The sequence below is a fragment of the Conyzicola sp. genome (assembly GCF_046714715.1).
Taxonomy (GTDB): Bacteria; Actinomycetota; Actinomycetes; order Actinomycetales; family Microbacteriaceae; genus Conyzicola.
Genome location: NZ_JBKKAD010000137.1, coordinates 13,804 through 31,805 on the forward strand (window position 1 = coordinate 13,804; position 18,002 = coordinate 31,805).

The window sequence follows — 18,002 nt, forward strand, 5'->3', positions numbered from 1 at the left end:
CGCCCTATAAGAAAGGAGGAAGCCCCCATGACCGCCACCGTCGACCGACGACGCACGAACCGCGCGCCGTACCTTCTTCTCATACCCGCCATCGGCATCCTCCTCGTCGGCATGGGCTATCCGCTCATCTGGCAGATCATCACCTCGTTGCAGGAGTACGGCCTCAAGCAGCAGTTCGGCCAGCCGGCACCCTTCGTGCTGTTCGACAACTACGTCGAGCTGGCCACCGACCCGCAGTTCTGGACGGTCGTCGCCAAATCGATCGCCTTCTGCCTCGTGACGGCCGTCATCACGCTCGCCATCGGCGTGCTCTTCGCGCTGCTCATGAACGCCGTCGGCAGGGCGCCGCGGATCATCCTGCAGATCGCGTTGCTGCTCGCGTGGTCGATGCCCGTCGTCGCCGCCATGACCGTGTGGATCTGGCTCTTCGACCGCCGTCGGGGTGCGGTCAACTACCTGCTCGACATGATCCCCGGCGTCGACATCAACCGCTTCAACTGGCTCGAGACACCCACCACGTTCTTCATCGTGGCGAGCGTCATCGTGATCTGGATGTCGGTGCCCTTCGTGGCCTTCTCCTCGTTCGCCGGACTCACCCAGGTCTCCGAGGAGGTGCTCGAGGCCGCGGCGCTCGACGGTGCGAACGGCCGCCAGCGGTTCTTCGGCATCATCCTGCCGATGATCAAGCCGGTGATCGCGATCGTCTTCCTGCTGCAGATCATCTGGGACCTGCGCGTGTTCACCCAGATCACCATGCTGCAGGACGCCGGGTCGAAGTCGAGCGAGTTCGACCTGCTCGGCACCTACATCTACAAGCTCGGCACCAAGTCGCAAGACTTCGGAATGGCATCGGCGGTGTCGATCCTCGTGCTCGCGATCACCATCCTGCTGAGCTGGTTTTACATCCGCAGCCTGCTCAAGGAGGACGAGTCATGAGAGCCCGCACCGCACGCACCCTCCTCGGGGCGCTCGCGATCGTCATCGCGCTCGTCTGGGTCTTCCCCGTCTACTGGATGGTCAACTCGTCGTTGCTGCCCAACGTGACGCTGCAGTCGTTCGTGCCGACGTTCGTTCCGTTCGGCGGTTCGTTCGCGAACTTCGCGTCGGCTCTGGCCGACGGCGAGTTCTTCGCGGCGCTCGGCATGAGCGTCTCGATCACCCTGATCGCGGTGTTCTTCTGCATCATCTTCGCGTTCCTCGGCGCCGTGGCGATCAGCCGATTCCGCTTCCGGGGGCGCACGAGCTTCATCATCGCGGTGCTCGTCGTGCAGATGCTGCCCGCCGAAGGGCTGTTCATCGCGCAGTACAAGATGGTCGCCGGCGCGGGCCTGCTCGACTCGGTCATCGGGGTGAGCATCATCTACATCGCGGCCGTGGTTCCGTTCACGATCTGGATGCTGCGCGGGTTCGTGGCGGGCGTTCCGGCCGACCTGGAGGAAGCCGCCATGGTCGACGGCCTCAGCCGGTTCGGTGCGTTCATGCGCATAACATTCCCGTTGCTCGCACCCGGGCTCGTGGCATCCGGCGTCTACGCGTTTCTCCAGGCCTGGAACGAGTTCACCGTGGCGCTCGTGCTGCTGCCCTCCGAGTCGGCGCAGACGCTGCCGCTCTGGCTGCGCGGGTTCGTGCAGGCGAGCGCCACGCGCGCGACCGACTGGGGGCAGGTGATGGCCGCGTCGACGCTCGTCGCGGTGCCCGTGATCGTGTTCTTCCTCATCGTGCAGGGCCGGCTGACGTCGGGTCTCGTGAGCGGGGCGGTGAAGGGATGACGCTCGCGTCGAGAGTGCTCCTGCCCGGGTTCGTCGGCACCACCCTGCCCGCGTGGCTCGAAAGCCGCCTGCGCGACGGGCTCGCCGGCGTCTGCCTCTTCGGCGAGAACGTCGAGTCGCGCGAGCAGCTGCGCTCCCTGACGGCCGCGATCACGGCGGCCAACCCGAACGCGCTCATCGCGATCGACGAGGAGGGCGGCGACGTCACCCGGCTCTACCAGTCGACGGGCGCGCCCTTCCCCGGCAACGCCCTGCTCGGGCGCATCAACGATCTCGACTACACGGCGAGCGTCGCGACCGCGGTCGGACTCGAGTTGCGGGCGGTCGGGGTGAACCTCAATTTCGCCCCGGATGTCGACATCAATTCGAACGCCGATAATCCCGTGATCGGGGTGCGCAGTTTCGGTACCGACCCGGAGCTCGTCGCGCTGCACAGTGGGGCGTGGGTCGCCGCGCACGAGGCGACCGGAGTCGCGGTGAGCGCGAAGCACTTTCCCGGCCACGGCGACACGGCGCAGGACTCCCACCTCGCCCTGCCCGTCGTCGACCTGCCGCTCGACGTGCTGCGGGCGCGCGAGCTGCTGCCGTTCGAGGCGTCCGTCGCGGCGGGGGCGAGCACGGTGATGAGCTCGCACATACTGCTGCCGCAGATCGACGCCGAGAACCCGGCCACCTTCTCGAGCGCGGTGCTGCACGACCTGCTGCGCGGCGACCTCGGCTTCCGCGGCGTGATCGTCAGCGACGCCCTCGACATGGTGGGCGCGAGCGGCGACATCGGTATCGCCGAGGCGGCCGTGCGGGCGATCTTCGCCGGGTGCGACCTGCTCTGCATCGGAACGAGGAACACCGACGAGCAGCTCGGGCAGATCGAGCACGCCCTCGACGCGGCCGTCGAGTCGGGGCGGCTCGACGGTTCACGGCTGGGGGAGGCCGGAGACCGCAACGTGGCACTCGCCACGCGGCTGGCGCGTGCCGCGTCGTTCCCCTCCGCCGACACCGCCTTCCCGCCGAGCAGGGCGATCGCGGCGTTCGCCGTGCGGCCCGGCGTCGTCGTCGCGCCCGAGCACACCGTCGTCGCGCTCGAGACCGAGGCGAACATCGCCGTCGGCGTCTCCCCGTGGGGGCCGCCCGTCTCCGCCCGCCTGGCCGAGGGCGACCCGTTGCCCGCCGTTCACGGGCAGCTCGTTCTCGTCGGCAAGAATAACCACCGGCACGACTGGGTGCGCCAGCTCGTCGAATCGGCGCGCGCCGCCCACCCGGGGGCCGTCGTGGTCGACATGGGGTGGCCCGACCCGACCCAGAACTACTCGGACGTCGCGACGTTCGGGGCATCACGACACGTCGGCGAAGCGCTCGCCGTGTGGCTCGAAGGAGAACAACCATGAGGATGGGCGTCGACATCGGCGGCACGAAGACCGAGGCCGTGGCCGTCGCCGACGACGGCAGCGTCGTCGAGAGCGTGCGGCTCGCGACCGGCTTCGGCCCGAAGCCCGTGGTCGCCTCCACGGTCGATGCGGCGACGTCCCTCGCCGCGGCGACGGGCCTGCGCATGGCCGACTTCGCCACGATCGGCGTCGGCATCCCCGGGGCGGTGGACGCGGCGAGCGGCCGGGTCTCCCACGCGATCAACCTGGGTCTCGAGCACCTGCAGCTCGGTGCCGAACTGGCGGCGCGGCTCGGCACCCCCGTGCGCGTCGAGAACGACGTGAATGCCGCAGCTCTCGGGGCGTTCCACCTCTTCGAACAGCCGGCCGCGGCATCCATGGGTTATCTCAACCTCGGAACCGGCCTCGCCGCGGGCCTCGTGCTGCGCGGCGAGCTGTGGCGCGGGGCGCGCGGGGGAGCCGGCGAGATCGGCCACATCCTCGTCGACCCGGCCGGGCCGCTCGACCTCGACGGGCAGCACGGCGGACTCGAGGTCGTCGCCTCGGGGTCGGGGATCGCCCGCCAGTGGGGCCGCGGAAACGGTAACGCGGTGAGTGCGGTTCTGGATGCGGCGGACGCCGGCGACACCGAAGCGCTCGAGATCAGGCGGCGACTGTACGAGGGCGTGGCCGCCGCCGTGCGCATCCTCGTGCTCACCGTCGACGTCGACCTCGTCGTGATCGGCGGCGGAATCAGCAGTCTCGGCGACCGGGTCATGGGCGGCGTCGGCGAGATCTTCGACGAGTGGGGTGCGCAGTCGCCGTTCATCCGGTCGCTGGGCATCGCCGACCGGGTGCGGCTGCTACCCGAGGGCGCGCCCGTCGCGGCGCTCGGCGCCGCACACCTGGGAGGCATCGCGTGGCCGAAGTAGTCATCGTCGCGTCGGCGGACGAGGCCGGTTCGATAGCGGCCGCCGCGATCGCCGCCGTCGTGGCGTCGCGGCCGGACGCGGTGCTCGGCCTCGCCACCGGATCGACCCCGCTCACCACGTGGGCGGCGCTGGCGACCCGCGGGCTCGACCTGTCGCGGGTGCGCGGATTCGCACTCGACGAATACGTCGGGCTGCCCGCCGGGCACCCCGAGAGCTACCGCGCCGTGATCACGCGCGAGGTCGTCGAACCGCTCGGGCTCACACCCGCGCTCGTGCGCGTGCCCGGCGACGACGGGGAGGCGCTGCCGGGGGCCGGCGAGCGGTACGAGCGGGACATCCGCGCGGCCGGCGGCGTCGACCTGCAGGTGCTCGGCATCGGACGCACGGGACACATCGGGTTCAACGAGCCCGGGTCGTCGCTCGCCTCGCTCACCCGCGTGAAGACGCTCGCCGAGCAGACCCGCGCCGACAACGCCCGCTTCTTCGCGTCGGTCGACGACGTGCCGACCCACTGCATCACGCAGGGCCTCGGCACGATCCTCCGCGCGCGGCACCTCGTGCTGCTCGCCTTCGGCGCGGCGAAAGCCCAGGCGGTGGCGGCAGCGCTGGAGGGGCCGGTCTCGGCGTCGACTCCGGGGTCGGTGGTGCAGTTGCATCCGAAGGTCACCGTCATCGTCGACGAGCCGGCGGCCGTGCACCTCGCGCACGCCGACTACTACCGCCACGCCTGGACGAACCGCTTCGACTGGGAGCGGTTCGAGTAGGCCGCTGCAGTTCGGCCCGCGATTTGTCACAAAACCGGGTATCGCGGCGGCGGATACCCCGCTTCGTGGCAGTTCGGGTCGCCGCCCGCTACCGGATGCGCCCCGCGCACCCCGGCGCGGGTCACCCGCGGGAGCCCGCTCCCGCTCGCGTACCCCGCCCCGCCCGGTACCGAATGCAGGAGATTTCCGGCTCGAGGCCCGCGCACCGGCGTCACCGTGTGACTCGACGCGGAATCTCCTGCATTTGGTACGGGAGGGCGGCGCGCTAGAGGCGTCGGCCGTCGGCCCACACGCCGGTGACGTTCCAGTCGTGGTCGAGCAGCACCGCGTCGGCGGCGAACCCGGCGGCGAGCAGCCCGTGCCGGTGCTGCAGATTGAGCGCGCGCGCGGGCGTGAGCGTCAACGCCTCGACGGCGCGGGTCGGCGCGACACCCGAGCGCTGGATAGCGACCCGCAGCGCCTGGTCCTGGGTCAGGGTGGAGCCGGCGATCGTCGGCGTGCCGCGCAGGCGGGCGATCCCCTGGTGCACGGTAACGGTCAGCGAGCCGAGCGAGTAGTCCCCGTCGTGCGAACCGGCCGCCGCCATGGCGTCGGTGACGAGAGCGACCCGACCCGGAGCGGACGCGAAGACCATGGCCGCGACATCCGGATGCACGTGCTCGCCGTCCAGAATCAGCTCGAGGCAGACGCGCTCGTCTTCGAATGCCGCGATCACCGGTCCCGGTGCGCGGTGGTGGATGCCGGGCATGGCGTTGAACACGTGGGTCACGATGCGGGCACCGCGGTCGAATGCCTCCCGCGACTGTTCGAAGGTGGCCTCGGTGTGGCCGATCGCCACGGCGACGCCGGCCTCGACGAGAACGTCGATAGCCTCCATGGCGTTCGGCAGCTCGGGCGCGATCGTGAGCTGGCGCAGGGTGCCGCGCGCGGCGCCGAGCAGTTCTTCGAGCTCGTAGGGTGCCGGATCGCGCAGGAACTCGCCGTTGTGCGCGCCCCGCCGGTTCTGCGCCAGGTAGGGCCCCTCGAGGTGCGAGCCGAGCACGAGAGGGTCGGCGTCGGCGACGTCGGCGATCTCGCGCAGGCTGGTGCGCAGGCTCGCGAGGGGGTTCGCCACGAGGCTGATCACCGAGCGCGTCGTGCCGTGGGCGCGATGGGTCGCGAGCGCGGCCTCCATCTCGCGGGTGCCGTCGTCGAACGAGTGGCCGCCGCCGCCGTGGCCGTGCAGGTCCATGAACCCGGGCACGAGCCAGTGCCCACCGACATCGACGCGAGCCGCGGCATCCGGACCCTCACCGTGCCCCGTCGACAGGATGGTGTCGCCCTCGACGAGCATCCAGAAGTCGTCGACCTGCCCGTGCGCGTCGAGCTTGCGGGCGTGTTCAAAAAGCGTGCTCATGCGCTCAGCTTAGGGAGCGAACGCCCTGTCGGGCAGTACGCGCGCTACTTGAAGATGATGGTGCGCGCGCGGTCGAGCAGCACGCGATGCTCGGCGAACCACTTCACGGCCTGTGAGAGTGTGCGGCTCTCCTCGTCCTGACCGATCGAGACGAGCTCGGCGGCGGTGCGCGAGTGGTCGACGCGCACGACGTTCTGCTCGACGATCGGACCCTCGTCGAGGTCGCTCGTCACGAAGTGCGCCGTGGCGCCGATGAGCTTCACGCCGCGGGCGTGCGCCTGCTTGTAGGGGTTCGCGCCCTTGAAGCCGGGGAGGAAGGAATGGTGGATGTTGATGGCCCGGCCGGCGAGGGAAGCGCACAGTTCGGGGGAGAGAATCTGCATGTACCGCGCCAGCACCACGAGTTCGATGTCGTACTGCTCGACGACCTCGAGCACGCGGTCTTCGAAGGCGAGCTTCTGGCCGGGGCTCGTGACCGGGTGCTGCTCGAACGGAACGCCGTAGAACGACGCGAGGTTCTCGAGATCGGGGTGGTTGCTCATCACGAGCGGCATCTCGATCGGCAGCTGGCCCGCGCGCTGGCGGTAGAGCAGGTCGTTGAGGCAGTGGCCGGCCTTCGACACCAGCACGAGGGTGCGCAGCGGGCGGCCCACCACGTCGAGCTGCCAGGTCATGGCGTACCGGCTGGTGACCGGTGCGAGAGCGGCCTCGAACTCGTCGCGCGACGCCGCTGACTCGACCTGCAGGCGCATGAAGAACGTGCCGGTGTCGTCGCTCGAGAACTGCTGGGACTCGGTGATGTTGCCGCCGGCGGTCACGATCGCGCCGCTGATCGCGTGCACGATTCCCGGGCGGTCTTCGCAGACGAGGGTGAGAATCCAGTGCGTCGAGGTGTCAGTCACCGGTCAAGAGTATTCTGGAATGGATGCCGCGCTCGTACGCGGCATCCCGCGGCTCGTACCGCGCCATCATCTTCCGAACGGAATTCTGCCGTTGGCTTCGAATACCACCACCGCGCCCGCCTTCCCCTGGGCGGGACTGCTCGTTCTCGCCGGGGCGATCTTCGTCTCCGTCACGAGCGAGTTCCTGCCCACCGGCCTGCTGCCCGACATGGCCGGCGAACTCGAGGTCTCCGAGTCGCGCATCGGTCTGCTCGTCACGATCTTCGCCGGCACGGTTGTGGTGTCGACCACGCCGCTCGCGGCGCTCACCCGCCGCTACTCGCGCAAGTACCTCGTGGTCATCGTGCTGCTCGTGGTCGCGACCGGCAACGTGCTCGCCGCCATCGCGCCGACCTACGAGATCCTCGTCGGCGCGCGCATCATCGGCGGCCTCGCCCACGGACTGTTCTGGGCGGTCGTCGGCGCCTACGCCGCGCACCTCGTGCCGAAGCATCAGATCGGCCGGGCCGTCGCGATCACGAGCGGCGGCGGCACCGCCGCGTTCGTGCTCGGTGTGCCGCTCGGCACGGCACTCGGCCACGCGCTCGGCTGGCGTCTCGCCTTCGCGACGATCGGCGTGATCGTGGTCGTGCTCGCCATCCTCGTGCTGCGCTTCCTGCCCGCGGTCGACCACCGGGTCACCCTCGCGACCGGCGAGATCCCGATGCCGCTGCGCAAAGACCGCAGCATTCCCGGCGTGATCGTGCTCTGCTTCGTGATCATCGTCGTGATGACCGGCCACAACCTCTTCTACACCTACATCGCGCCGTGGCTCATCACCGAGGGTGGCTTCGCCGAAGACTCGATCGCCATCCTGCTCTTCCTCTTCGGCGGTGCCGGAGCGATAGGCCTCGTGCTCGCCGGCCTGGTCAGCGACCGGTTCCCGCGCGGCGGCATGATCGTGGCCACCGCGGTCGTCGCCGTGGCGGTGCTCGTGATGGCCCTGTGGTCCGGCTCGCAGGTCGTCATCGTCGCATCGCTGGTGGTGTGGGGTATCGCGTTCGGCGGTCTGCCGGCCATGCTGCAGACGCGCATGCTGCACACGGCATCCGCCCGCATGCGCGACCTCGCGGCCGCGCTGTTCACGACCTCGTTCAACTTCGCGATCGGCTTCGGCGCCCTCGTCGGCGGGCTGCTGCTCGACCAGGTGGGCATCATCACGCTGCCGTTCGTCGACGTGGTGATCATCGCCGTCGGTGTGGTCTTCATGATCGTGAGCAACCTGTGGTTGTCGGCGCGCGCCAAGCGGGCCCGCATCGCCTAGATCGCGAAAACAGGATGACCCGGGCGACACCGTCGAATTCATCCTGTTCGACGGGCGCCCGGGCCATTGCGTCCTGTCGACGCGCGCGGTGGTGCGGGGCGACTAGCCCAGGTGCACGGCGCCCGCGTTCTTCAGCAGGTCTTCCCGCGAGGGCCGGATGAGGAAGAACGAGATCGGTGCCGCGACGAGCATCAGGGCGGCGGCGCAGATGAACGCCACCGAGTAGCCGTCGACGAACGCCTCGAGCTGGGCCGTCGGCGAGGGCGGGTTGTTCGCGAGGTAGGTGGCGATGGCCGACGTGTACAGCGCGGTGAACAGCGCGGTTCCGATCGAGCCGCCGATCTGCTGGGTCGCCGAGACCGCGGCGCTGGCGACGCCGGCGTCGTGCTCTTCGACACCCGCGAGGGCGACGTTCTGCAGCGGCACGAACACCGACGCGAGGCCGACGCCGAGCAGGATCAGGCCGGGCAGCACCTGCACGACGTAGTCACCCTCGACGGTGATGAACGAGAGGTAGAACAGACCGGCGGCGGCGAGGATCGGGCCGACGGTCATGGGCAGGCGCACGCCGATCCGCGGCAGGATCTGCGAGAGCAGCGTCGCGCAGATCATGATGACCGCGGTCATCGGCAGCGACGCGAGGCCGGACTGCAGCGGCGAGTAGCCGAGCACGATCTGGAAGTAGAACGTGAGGAAGAGCAGGCCGCCGAGCAGCGCCGCCCCGGTGAGAGTGGAGACCAGGAACGCGCCACCGCGCACCTTGTTCACGATCACGCGCAGGGGGAGCAGCGGGTTGGAGACGCGCGACTCGACGACCACGAAGACGGCGAGCAGGATCACGCCGGCGACGAGGAAGCCGATCGTGTCGACCCGGCCCCAGCCCTCTTCGGCGCGCGAGAAGCCGAGCACGAGCGCGGCGAGTCCGGCGACGACGAGCAGAGTTCCGGGGAGGTCGTAGCGGGTGTTGCCGTGCGCTCGGCTCTCCTTCATAAAGAGCACCGCGCCCACGATGGCGAGCGCCGCGATCGGCACGTTGACGAGCAGGCACCACTGCCAGCTGGCGAACTCGGTGAGCACGCCGCCGAGCAGCAGGCCGACGGCCGCGCCGCCGCCGCCGATCGCGCCGTAGACCGCGAACGCTTTGATGCGCTCCTTGCCGCCGGGGAAGGTGATGGTGAGGATGGCGAGAGACGCGGGGGCGAGCAGGGCCGCGAAGGCACCCTGCAGAGCGCGCGCGGCGAGCAGCATCTCGGTGTTGACGGCGAGTCCGCCGATGGCCGAAGCGATGGCGAAGCCGATCATGCCGACCATGAAGGAGCGCTTGCGGCCCCAGTAGTCGGCGATGCGGCCGCCGAGCAGCAGCAACGAGCCGAAGGCGAGCGCGTAGATCGTGACGACCCAGGTGCGGTCGCCGTCGCTCATGCCGAGGTCGATCTGGGCGTCGGGGAGGGCGATGTTGACGATGGTGCCGTCGAGGATGACCATCAGCTGGGCGAGCGCCAGAACGGCGAGAAGCCACCAGCGGTGGTTCGGGGAAGTGGAGGGGGAAGACATGTAGAGAGCGGGATCCTGTCAAACGAACTAGTTGGTTGGGTTATGTATGATCATACCCATGAGAACCGACGGCGAAGCGACCAGAGAACGAATTCTTGTGGCGGCAGGCAGCGAATTCGCGGAATTCGGCCTGGCCGGCGCCCGCGTCGACCGCATCGCCGCAGCCGCCAATGCCAGCAAGGAACGGCTCTACGCCTATTTCGGCGACAAGCGCACCCTGTTCGTCGCCGTGCTGAACCACCACATGTCCGAAGTGACCGACTCGATCCCCGTCGACTCCAGCGATCTGCCCGGCTTCGTGGGCACCATCTTCGACTTCGCGCAGCAGCACCCCGAGCACTTCCGCATGATGGACTGGGCCCGCCTGGGAGGCGACTTCGACCTCGTCCCCGCGGTGCCGGCATCCGTCATCGAGCGCGACGCGGCGGCCATCGTCGAGGCCCAGGCGCGCGGTCTCGTCGACCCCGAATGGGACGCGCACGAGCTCTTCACCCTGCTCTTCACCATCGCCACCTCGTCGATGCGCCTCGAGGGCGTCAGTCAGGTTGCGGATGACGCGGACGAAGCCGTCGCGCGGCGTCGCGCCACGGCCGTGCGCGCGGCGACCAAACTCCTCGCCCCCTGACCGGTCGTATGGCCCCCGAACGGGGTCACGCCGATCGGTTCAAAAATGCTACTGACCGTATCGATCCTCTAGTAGTCTGCTGAGAAACCGTCACGCGAGACTTTGTACTGTGTGCTCGGAGCCATCCCCACGACTCTTGGAGAGCACACATGCGCGCCCTTTCCCCTGTCCGCACGGCCACCCGATCGGCGGCGATCTCTCGCCGCGCCGGTGTCGTCGTGCTCGCCACCGCCCTCGTCGCAGCGCCGCTCGCGGCCGTTTCGCCGGCCTTCGCCGACGCCTCGGTCGTCACCGGAGCGACCTTCACCGAGACCGAGGTCGCCGTCGACCGCACCGCCCAGGGCATCTTCACCGACAGCGCCGACCAGTTCTTCGCCCCCGGTTTCGACGCCTGCATGTTCGAGTACAGGAACGGCACCCCGCTCCCGTCGAACTCCATCGCGACCATCGCGACGGCGACCGCGCCCTACGCGAACGGGCCCGAGCTCGCCGCGGCAGGATTCGTCGCGGGCGACACCTACACGGTCGCCTACGCGGACGCCACCGCCAACGCCGACGGCTCCGTTCTGTGCGTCGCTCCCGCGCTGACCACCGCCGGCCTGGTGCAGGCGTCGATCGCGCTCGTCGAGGCAGTCCCGGTCGCCCCGAGCATCCCGCTCAGCGCCCCCGACGTGAAACTCACCCGCGGCGTGGCCGTCGACCAGGACATCCCGTTCACCACGGCCGGTCTCGATTTCACCGCGTCCGGCGGCTACATCGGTTTCGGACCGCAGTCGGCTAACGAGCCGGCGCCCGGCTACATCGACCCGTACACCGGCCTCAAGGTCACCATCCTCGACGAGGGAACCCCGGGCGTCGTTCCCCGCATCCACATCGCGGGAACGCCCACGTACAGCAGTGTCATCAAGACCGGCTTCTTCATCGTCGACGGCGAGAACACCGGAGAGGCGAGCCTGAACATCGTCATCGCCGACAAGGACGGTTCGATCACCCCCATCACGATCGACGCCGCCAACGGCGCCGCGGTCGCCGGTGCCAAGGTCGTGCTCATCACCTCCGGCCTCCAGGCTGGTTCCGGCTGGAACGCCACCGTGCGTTCCACCCCGATCGTCGTCGGCTCCGGCGTGATCGACGCGAGCGGCACGCTCTCGACGACCGTCGCGATCCCCGCGGGCCTCGCGCCCGGACTGCACTCGATCACCCTCGCCGGCACCAACGCCGACGGCTCGCCGTTCAGCTCGGTCGTGTACTTCTCGGTCAGCGCCACGGGCACCCTGCTCGCCGTGTCGGCCGTGCGCGCCACCGCGCTCGCCGCTCTGCCGCAGCTCGCAGCCACCGGCCAGGACGTCGCGCCCAGCCTCTTCGTCGCGGGCGGCCTGCTGCTCGCCGGCGCGGCGTTCGCCGGCGTCACGGTGATCCGTCGCCGTCGCAGCGCCTAGTCACACCGTCGAGGCCCCCGCGCGCGAGCGCGGGGGCCTTTTCTTTTGCCCGCGATCACCCGTTCTTCGCTACACTGAACGGGTCGCAACTGGCGTTGAGATGGGTAACCATCAGGGAGCGAGATACACGATTCGGCCGTACGCCTGGGCTGAACGGATACCTTAGTTACATCCGTTCGCTTTCAAGGAGTCGCTCGTGTCCTCTACCTTCAATTCGCCGTCGTCTTCATTCAATGCTCCGCTGGCCGAAGTCGATCCCGAGATCGCCGCCGTTCTCGAGCAGGAACTGGGCCGCCAGCGCGGCACCCTCGAGATGATCGCGAGCGAGAACTTCGTTCCCCGCGCCGTGCTCGAGGCCCAGGGTTCGGTGCTCACCAACAAGTACGCCGAGGGCTACCCCGGACGCCGCTACTACGGTGGCTGCGAATTCGTGGATGTCGCGGAGACTCTCGCCATCTCGCGCGCAAAGAGCCTCTTCGGCGCGGCCTATGCCAACGTGCAGCCTCACTCCGGTGCATCCGCCAACGCCGCCGTCCTCTCGGCGATCGCGAGCCCCGGCGACCGCATCCTCGGTCTCGAGCTCGCGCACGGCGGCCATCTCACCCACGGCATGAAGCTCAACTTCTCGGGCAAGCTCTACGAGGCGCACGCTTACGGCGTCGACCCCGACAGCTTCCTGGTCGACATGGACGTCGTGCGCGAGAAGGCGCTCGAGACCCGCCCGAACGTGCTCATCGCGGGGTGGAGCGCCTACCCGCGTCAGCTCGACTTCGAGGCGTTCCGCGCGATCGCCGACGAGGTCGGCGCGAAGCTGTGGGTCGACATGGCCCACTTCGCCGGACTCGTCGCGGCCGGCCTGCACCCGAACCCGGTGCCTTTCGCCGACGTCACGTCGTCGACCGTGCACAAGACCATCGGCGGACCGCGCTCGGGCTTCATCCTGAACAACGACCTCGACATCCAGAAGAAGATCAACTCCAACGTCTTCCCCGGCCAGCAGGGCGGGCCGCTCATGCACGTCATCGCGGCGAAGGCCACGGCGTTCAAGCTCGCCGCCGAGCCCGAGTTCAAGGACCGCCAGGAGCGCACCATCCGTGGCGCGCAGATCCTGGCCGAGCGCCTGATGGCGGCCGACACGGTCGCAGCGGGCATCGACGTTCTCACCGGCGGAACCGACGTGCACCTCGTGCTCGTCGACCTGCGCAACGCGGCCATCCACGGCCAGGACGCCGAAGACATCCTGCACTCGGTGGGCATCACGGTGAACCGCAACGCCGTGCCGTTCGACCCGCGTCCCCCGATGACCCCGTCGGGGGTGCGCATCGGAACGCCCGCGCTCGCGACGCGCGGCTTCGGCGACGTCGAATTCACGGAGGTCGCGGACATCATCGCGACGGCCCTCAAGCCGACTCCGGATGTCGCGGCTCTCCGCGCCCGCGTGCTGAAGCTCACCGACGGCTTCCCTCTCTACGAGGGCCTCACGTCGCCCGGCTCCTGGGCGTAACAAATTTCCGCTGGTTGAGTAGGAGCGCCAGCGACGTATCGAAACCCACCGAGGTTTCGATACCGCCGTGGACGGCCTACTCAACCAGCTCTAGCTTTTTAGGACGTGCACATGACCGCAATCACCCTCGACGGCGTCGCCACCGCGACCGCTGTCAAGAACGAACTGAAGGCGCGCATCGACGCGCTCAAGGCGCGAGGCATCAACCCGGGTCTCGGCACCCTGCTCGTCGGCAGCGACCCCGGCTCGCTCTCGTACGTGGCGGGCAAGCACCGCGACTGCGCCGAGGTCGGCATCGAGTCGATCCGCGTCGACCTGCCCGAGACGGCGACGGCCGACGAGGTGCGCGCCGCGATCGTCGGGCTGAACGAGAACCCTGCCGTCACCGGGTACATCATCCAGCTGCCGCTTCCGGCCGGTCTCGACGAGAACGCCATGCTCGAGCTGATGGACCCGCTCAAGGACGCCGACGGCCTGCACCCGACCAACCTCGGCCGCCTCGTGCTCGGCGTCGCCGGCGAGCTCGACTCGCCGCTGCCCTGCACGCCGGCCGGCATCGTCGAGATGCTCGAGCGCTACGACGTTCCCATCTCGGGCAAGCACGTCGTCGTGATCGGTCGCGGCCTCACCGTCGGTCGCCCGCTCGGACTGCTGCTCACCCGCAAGGGCCTCGACGCCACCGTCACCCTCACGCACTCCCGCACCGTCGACCTGGCGAGCTACGTGCGCCAGGCCGACATCGTGGTCGCGGCGGTCGGCGTCGCCGGCCTGGTGCAGCCCGACTGGCTGAAGCCGGGCGCGGCCGTGCTCGACGTCGGCATCACCCGCGTGGTCAACCCCGAGACCGGCAAGGCCCGGCTGGTCGGCGATGTCGACCCGGCATCCGCGGGGGTTGCCGGCTTCCTCTCGCCGGTTCCCGGCGGCGTCGGCCCGATGACCCGCGCGATGCTGCTCGTGAACGTCGTCTACGCTGCGGAACGCCGTGCCTGAGCATCCCGCGGTCGTGCGCGTCGAGGCGGCGCTGGCCGAGGCCGGAGTGGTGACGCAGGTCGTCTGGCTCGACGGCGCCGCCAAGACCGCCGCCGAGGCCGCGGCCGCCCTCGGTATCGCCGTGGGCGCGATCGCCAACTCGCTCGTCTTCCTGCTCGACGGCGAGCCCGTGCTGGTGATGACGTCGGGCGCCCACCGCGTCGACACCGCGTGGCTGGGTGAACGGGTCGGGGGCACGTTCGCGCGCGCCGACGCGGCGACGGTGAAGGATGCCACGGGCCAGGTCATCGGCGGAATCGCCCCGGTCGGCCATCCCGAACCCCTGCGCACCTTCGTCGACGCCGATCTTGCCGGCTACCCGGAGATCTGGGCGGCCGCGGGTCACGCGCACACGGTCTTCCCGCTCAGCTACGGCCAGCTGGTCTCGATCACGGCGGGCACCGAGACTCCGGTGGTCCCGCCCGCCGCAGCCTGACGCCACCCGGCTAGGGTGGAGCCATGAGTTTCTCCAGTGGCAAGTTCTTGGTCGGCCTCGCTGCCGTGCTCGCGATCGTCCTGGCCGTCGGCTTCATCGCCGTGGCGCTCTTCGACGTCAACCTCTTCGGCGCCGTCCGCTGACCCCGCCCGTCGAGCTGCGCCGCCGCGTTCCTGCCGGGTTGCGTCATTTGGGGCAGCAGGGTGCCCTGAGTGCCCCATGTGACGCAATCGAATGCCGCGGGCGGTTTCGATACGGTCGCTGAGCGCCCTGCCCAATCAGCGTGACCCGCTCGACAGGATGCCGTGGCTCCGGCCCCGGCAAGCCATCCTGTCGAGCGCGCGCCGAGGCCATGTCGTCCTGTCGTGCGCCGGCCCCACACCGCCCCACGCCGCACCGGCGGCCAGCGCTGTGCGATCGACGCCGGGCTGCTGCGTACGCGACAGCGGTGCGCCGACTCGACAGCGTCGTCCGGGTGAGGGCGGGCTAGCTCTCGCGCACGGCCCCGTCGGCCGCGCTCACCGTGAACGTCACCGGCTGGCCGAAGCCGTGCTCGGCGAAGGCGCCGTCGATGGCGACCTGCAGTCGCGACACGGCGTCGCTCGGGATGAGGGCGATCGCCGCTCCGCCGAAGCCGCCTCCCGTCATGCGGGCGCCGATAGCGCCGTTCGCGAGGGCCGTCTCCACGGCGAGGTCGAGCTCCGGCACGCTGATCTCGAAATCATCGCGCATGCTGCGGTGCGAGGCATCCATCAGCTCGCCGATCGCGGTCGGCCCCTGCTCGCGCAGGGTGCGCACGGTGTCGAGCACCCGCTGGTCTTCGGTGACCACGTGGCGCACGCGGCGGAAGGTCTCGTCGTCGAGCAGCTCCTGCGCGCGCGGGAGGTCGTCGACGTGCAGGTCGCGCAGCGCGGGAACGCCCATGACCCGGGCGCCCTCCTCGCAGGAGGCGCGGCGTGAGGCGTACCCGCCGGTCGAGTGCGAGTGGCTCACACCGGTGTCGATGATGAGCAGTTCGAGTCCCGCCGCGGCGAACCCGAGGTCGATCACCTCGGCGTCGAGCGAGCGGCAGTCGAGGAACACGGCCGAGTCGCGCTTGCCGAGCAGCGATGCCGACTGGTCCATGATGCCGGTGGGCGCTCCCACGGCCTTGTTCTCGGCGAGCTGGCCGATCTTGGCGAGGGTGGGGCGGTCGAAGCCGAGCTGCCACACGTCGTTGAGGGCGAGGGCGACGGCGCTCTCGATCGCGGCGCTCGACGAGAGGCCGGCGCCCACGGGCACGACCGAGTCGATGTAGATGTCGACCCCCGGTACGCCCGCGAGGTCGCCGCCGAACTGGCCCATCGCCCAGGCCACACCGAACGGGTAGGCCGACCAGCCGCTCAGAGCCGACGGGGTGAGGTCGGCGATGGCGATCTCGGCGACCTCGTCGGCGAACGAGCTGGCGATGCGCAGCACACCGTCGTCGCGAATGCCGAGGGCCAGCACAGTGCGCTTGTTGATCGCGAACGGCAGCACGAAGCCCTCGTTGTAGTCGGTGTGCTCGCCGATGAGGTTCACGCGACCGGGAGCCGACCAGACGCCCTCCGGCTCGTAGCCGAACAGCTCGGTGAAGTCGGCCTTAACGTCGTCCCTGATGTCGCTCATACTCGTGCGATTGCCTCTCGAATGAATGCTGCTGTTGCTTCGGGTGTCACGTCGCCGATCCAGGCGCCCATGGCCGCCTCCGACCCCGCGAGGTACTTCAACTTGTTCTCGGCGCGACGCGGAGACGTGACCTGCAACATTAGACGGATGTCGTCGCGCGCGACGTTGACCGGCGCCTGGTGCCAGGCCGCGATATACGGCGTCGGGGTGTCGTAGAGCTTGTCGATGCCGCGCAGCAGCGTGAGGTACAGGCCGGCGAGCTCGTCGCGTTCCTCGGTGTTGGTCGCCGCGAAGTCGGGGATGTGACGGTGCGGCAGCATGTGCACTTCGATGGGCCAGCGGGCCGCGAAGGGAACGTAGGCGGTCCAGTGCTCGCCCGAGATCACGACGCGTTCGGATGCCCGTTCGCTCTCGAGAATGGATTCGAACAGGTGGGGGCCGAATTTCTCGATCGACTCGACGAGCCTCTTTGTGCGCGGTGTCACGTAGGGGTACGAGTAGATCTGCCCGTGCGGGTGCAGCAGCGTGACGCCGATGGCCTCGCCGCGGTTCTCGAACGGGAACACCTGCTGGATGCCGGGCATCGCCGACAGCGCGGCCGTGCGGTCGGCCCACGCCTCGATAACGGTGCGGGCGCGCGACTCGGTCTGGCTGCCGAACGAGCCCTCGTGCTCGGGGCTGAAGCAGACGACCTCGCAGCGGCCGATCGACGGCAGTGTGCGGCCGAGCCCCACGGCGTCGAGCTCGTCGAGGGTGAACTCGGCGCCGATGCCCGGGCCGAACGAGGGGGAGCGGTTCTCGAACACGGCCACGTCGTAGTTGCTCGGAACCTCCGAGGGGTTGTTCGGCGTCGCGGGCGCCAGCGGATCCTGGTCGGCCGGCGGCAGGAACACGCGGTTCTGGCGCGACGAGGCGATGGAGATCCACTCGCCGGTGAGCACGTCTTGGCGCATGGTCGCGGTCTGCGGGCGCGGGTCGAGCACGCGGGCGTCGACCGCGCGGTCGGGCCCGAGGGTGGTGTCCGCGGCGTCGAAGTAGATGAGCTCGCGACCGTCGGCAAGGATGGTCGGACGTTTTACGATCGCCGAATCTGTCATGCTATTACGATAACGAAAGTTAGCCTTTTCTTTTCGCAAGTATTCGCAAGGAGCAAACGACGATGGTGGACGATTCCGCCCCCACGATCATCCGGCGCGAGCGCCTGCTTCAAGACATCGTCGACCGCGGCTTTCTGCGCGTCGCCGACGCGAGCGTCGAGCTGGGCGTGAGCGCCGTGACGGTGCGCTCCGACCTGACGGCACTCGAACTCGCGGGCAGCATCGTGCGGGTGCACGGCGG

17 protein-coding genes and 1 riboswitch are annotated in these 18,002 nt (G+C 69.4%); of the genes, 12 read left to right on the plus strand and 5 right to left on the minus strand.

The annotated features are described in order from the left end of the window. Window positions 1-27 precede the first annotated feature (27 nt). The 5 genes from ACLQ6X_RS10165 to ACLQ6X_RS10185 are packed head-to-tail and all read left to right on the plus strand — an operon-like array spanning window position 28 to window position 4,829. Entirely contained in the window at window positions 28-936 is a 909-nt protein-coding gene (locus ACLQ6X_RS10165) for a carbohydrate ABC transporter permease (RefSeq protein WP_411700048.1), read from the plus strand. Further along, window positions 933-1,769, plus strand: a complete 837-nt coding sequence (locus ACLQ6X_RS10170) for a carbohydrate ABC transporter permease (RefSeq protein ID WP_411700049.1) — start codon at window positions 933-935, stop codon at window positions 1,767-1,769. Before ACLQ6X_RS10165 ends, ACLQ6X_RS10170 begins: the two co-directional genes overlap by 4 nt. Next, on the plus strand, window positions 1,766-3,154 hold the full coding sequence (locus tag ACLQ6X_RS10175; RefSeq protein WP_411700050.1) for a glycoside hydrolase family 3 protein: 1,389 nt from the start codon (window positions 1,766-1,768) through the stop codon (window positions 3,152-3,154). Before ACLQ6X_RS10170 ends, ACLQ6X_RS10175 begins: the two co-directional genes overlap by 4 nt. Further along, window positions 3,151-4,065: an ROK family protein gene (locus ACLQ6X_RS10180; protein ID WP_411700051.1), complete on the plus strand. Its 915-nt coding sequence runs from the start codon at window positions 3,151-3,153 to the stop codon at window positions 4,063-4,065. The genes ACLQ6X_RS10175 and ACLQ6X_RS10180 overlap by 4 nt, the downstream gene beginning before the upstream one ends. Continuing rightward, on the plus strand, window positions 4,053-4,829 hold the full coding sequence (locus tag ACLQ6X_RS10185) for a glucosamine-6-phosphate deaminase (protein ID WP_411700052.1): 777 nt from the start codon (window positions 4,053-4,055) through the stop codon (window positions 4,827-4,829). Before ACLQ6X_RS10180 ends, ACLQ6X_RS10185 begins: the two co-directional genes overlap by 13 nt. Window positions 4,830-5,094: 265 nt before the next feature. Here the strand turns inward: ACLQ6X_RS10185 and nagA are convergent, their stop codons facing one another. Together nagA and purU are read right to left on the minus strand one after the other, a co-directional pair. Continuing rightward, window positions 5,095-6,225 carry an N-acetylglucosamine-6-phosphate deacetylase gene (gene nagA, locus ACLQ6X_RS10190; RefSeq protein ID WP_411700053.1) on the minus strand — a complete coding sequence of 377 codons (1,131 nt, stop codon included), beginning with the start codon at window positions 6,223-6,225 and terminating at the stop codon, window positions 5,095-5,097. 44 nt (window positions 6,226-6,269) lie between these two features. After that, window positions 6,270-7,127: a formyltetrahydrofolate deformylase gene (gene purU, locus ACLQ6X_RS10195; protein WP_411700054.1), complete on the minus strand. Its 858-nt coding sequence runs from the start codon at window positions 7,125-7,127 to the stop codon at window positions 6,270-6,272. 19 nt (window positions 7,128-7,146) lie between these two features. Between purU and ACLQ6X_RS10200 the strand changes: the two genes are divergently transcribed. Beyond that, window positions 7,147-8,430, plus strand: coding sequence for an MFS transporter (locus tag ACLQ6X_RS10200; protein ID WP_411700055.1), 1,284 nt, complete (start codon window positions 7,147-7,149; stop codon window positions 8,428-8,430). Window positions 8,431-8,532: 102 nt separating this feature from the next. Here the strand turns inward: ACLQ6X_RS10200 and ACLQ6X_RS10205 are convergent, their stop codons facing one another. Further along, on the minus strand, window positions 8,533-9,984 hold the full coding sequence (locus ACLQ6X_RS10205; protein WP_411700056.1) for an MFS transporter: 1,452 nt from the start codon (window positions 9,982-9,984) through the stop codon (window positions 8,533-8,535). A gap of 58 nt (window positions 9,985-10,042) precedes the next feature. Between ACLQ6X_RS10205 and ACLQ6X_RS10210 the strand changes: the two genes are divergently transcribed. From ACLQ6X_RS10210 to ACLQ6X_RS10230, 5 genes are all read left to right on the plus strand, one after another. After that, the gene (locus tag ACLQ6X_RS10210) at window positions 10,043-10,609 is read left to right on the plus strand and encodes a TetR family transcriptional regulator (protein ID WP_411700057.1); all 567 of its coding nucleotides are present in this window, start codon (window positions 10,043-10,045) and stop codon (window positions 10,607-10,609) included. A 149-nt stretch (window positions 10,610-10,758) separates the two neighbouring features. Beyond that, window positions 10,759-12,048 (plus strand): hypothetical protein, encoded by a 1,290-nt coding sequence (locus ACLQ6X_RS10215; protein WP_411700058.1) that lies wholly within the window; start codon window positions 10,759-10,761, stop codon window positions 12,046-12,048. 77 nt (window positions 12,049-12,125) lie between these two features. Continuing rightward, window positions 12,126-12,205, plus strand: a riboswitch (ZMP/ZTP riboswitch). Window positions 12,206-12,244: 39 nt separating this feature from the next. Continuing rightward, window positions 12,245-13,552 carry a serine hydroxymethyltransferase gene (glyA, locus tag ACLQ6X_RS10220; RefSeq protein ID WP_411700059.1) on the plus strand — a complete coding sequence of 436 codons (1,308 nt, stop codon included), beginning with the start codon at window positions 12,245-12,247 and terminating at the stop codon, window positions 13,550-13,552. Window positions 13,553-13,663: 111 nt separating this feature from the next. Further along, a complete protein-coding gene (locus tag ACLQ6X_RS10225; protein ID WP_411700060.1) occupies window positions 13,664-14,542 on the plus strand; it encodes a bifunctional methylenetetrahydrofolate dehydrogenase/methenyltetrahydrofolate cyclohydrolase in 879 nt (292 codons plus the stop codon). Next, window positions 14,535-15,017, plus strand: coding sequence for a YbaK/EbsC family protein (locus tag ACLQ6X_RS10230; protein WP_411700061.1), 483 nt, complete (start codon window positions 14,535-14,537; stop codon window positions 15,015-15,017). The genes ACLQ6X_RS10225 and ACLQ6X_RS10230 overlap by 8 nt, the downstream gene beginning before the upstream one ends. A 486-nt stretch (window positions 15,018-15,503) precedes the next feature. Here the strand turns inward: ACLQ6X_RS10230 and galK are convergent, their stop codons facing one another. After that, complete coding sequence (gene galK / locus ACLQ6X_RS10235; protein WP_411700062.1) at window positions 15,504-16,664, minus strand: galactokinase; 1,161 nt, start codon at window positions 16,662-16,664, stop codon at window positions 15,504-15,506. Then, window positions 16,661-17,761 (minus strand): galactose-1-phosphate uridylyltransferase, encoded by a 1,101-nt coding sequence (galT, locus tag ACLQ6X_RS10240; RefSeq protein WP_411700063.1) that lies wholly within the window; start codon window positions 17,759-17,761, stop codon window positions 16,661-16,663. The genes galK and galT overlap by 4 nt, the downstream gene beginning before the upstream one ends. A gap of 62 nt (window positions 17,762-17,823) precedes the next feature. On the opposite strand from galT, the gene ACLQ6X_RS10245 reads away from it, so the two are divergent. Further along, a partial coding sequence (locus ACLQ6X_RS10245) for a DeoR family transcriptional regulator (RefSeq protein WP_411700065.1) occupies window positions 17,824-18,002 on the plus strand: 179 nt, incomplete at its 3' end.

Coding starts and splice junctions, on each gene's coding strand:
- ACLQ6X_RS10165 (WP_411700048.1), top strand. CDS start 28: ATGACCGCCACCGTCGACCGACGACGCACGAACCGCGCGCCGTACCTT.
- ACLQ6X_RS10170 (WP_411700049.1), top strand. CDS start 933: ATGAGAGCCCGCACCGCACGCACCCTCCTCGGGGCGCTCGCGATCGTC.
- ACLQ6X_RS10175 (WP_411700050.1), top strand. CDS start 1,766: ATGACGCTCGCGTCGAGAGTGCTCCTGCCCGGGTTCGTCGGCACCACC.
- ACLQ6X_RS10180 (WP_411700051.1), top strand. CDS start 3,151: ATGAGGATGGGCGTCGACATCGGCGGCACGAAGACCGAGGCCGTGGCC.
- nagA (WP_411700053.1), bottom strand. CDS start 6,225: ATGAGCACGCTTTTTGAACACGCCCGCAAGCTCGACGCGCACGGGCAG.
- ACLQ6X_RS10200 (WP_411700055.1), top strand. CDS start 7,147: ATGGATGCCGCGCTCGTACGCGGCATCCCGCGGCTCGTACCGCGCCAT.
- ACLQ6X_RS10205 (WP_411700056.1), bottom strand. CDS start 9,984: ATGTCTTCCCCCTCCACTTCCCCGAACCACCGCTGGTGGCTTCTCGCC.
- ACLQ6X_RS10210 (WP_411700057.1), top strand. CDS start 10,043: ATGAGAACCGACGGCGAAGCGACCAGAGAACGAATTCTTGTGGCGGCA.
- ACLQ6X_RS10215 (WP_411700058.1), top strand. CDS start 10,759: ATGCGCGCCCTTTCCCCTGTCCGCACGGCCACCCGATCGGCGGCGATC.
- ACLQ6X_RS10225 (WP_411700060.1), top strand. CDS start 13,664: ATGACCGCAATCACCCTCGACGGCGTCGCCACCGCGACCGCTGTCAAG.
- galK (WP_411700062.1), bottom strand. CDS start 16,664: ATGAGCGACATCAGGGACGACGTTAAGGCCGACTTCACCGAGCTGTTC.
- galT (WP_411700063.1), bottom strand. CDS start 17,761: ATGACAGATTCGGCGATCGTAAAACGTCCGACCATCCTTGCCGACGGT.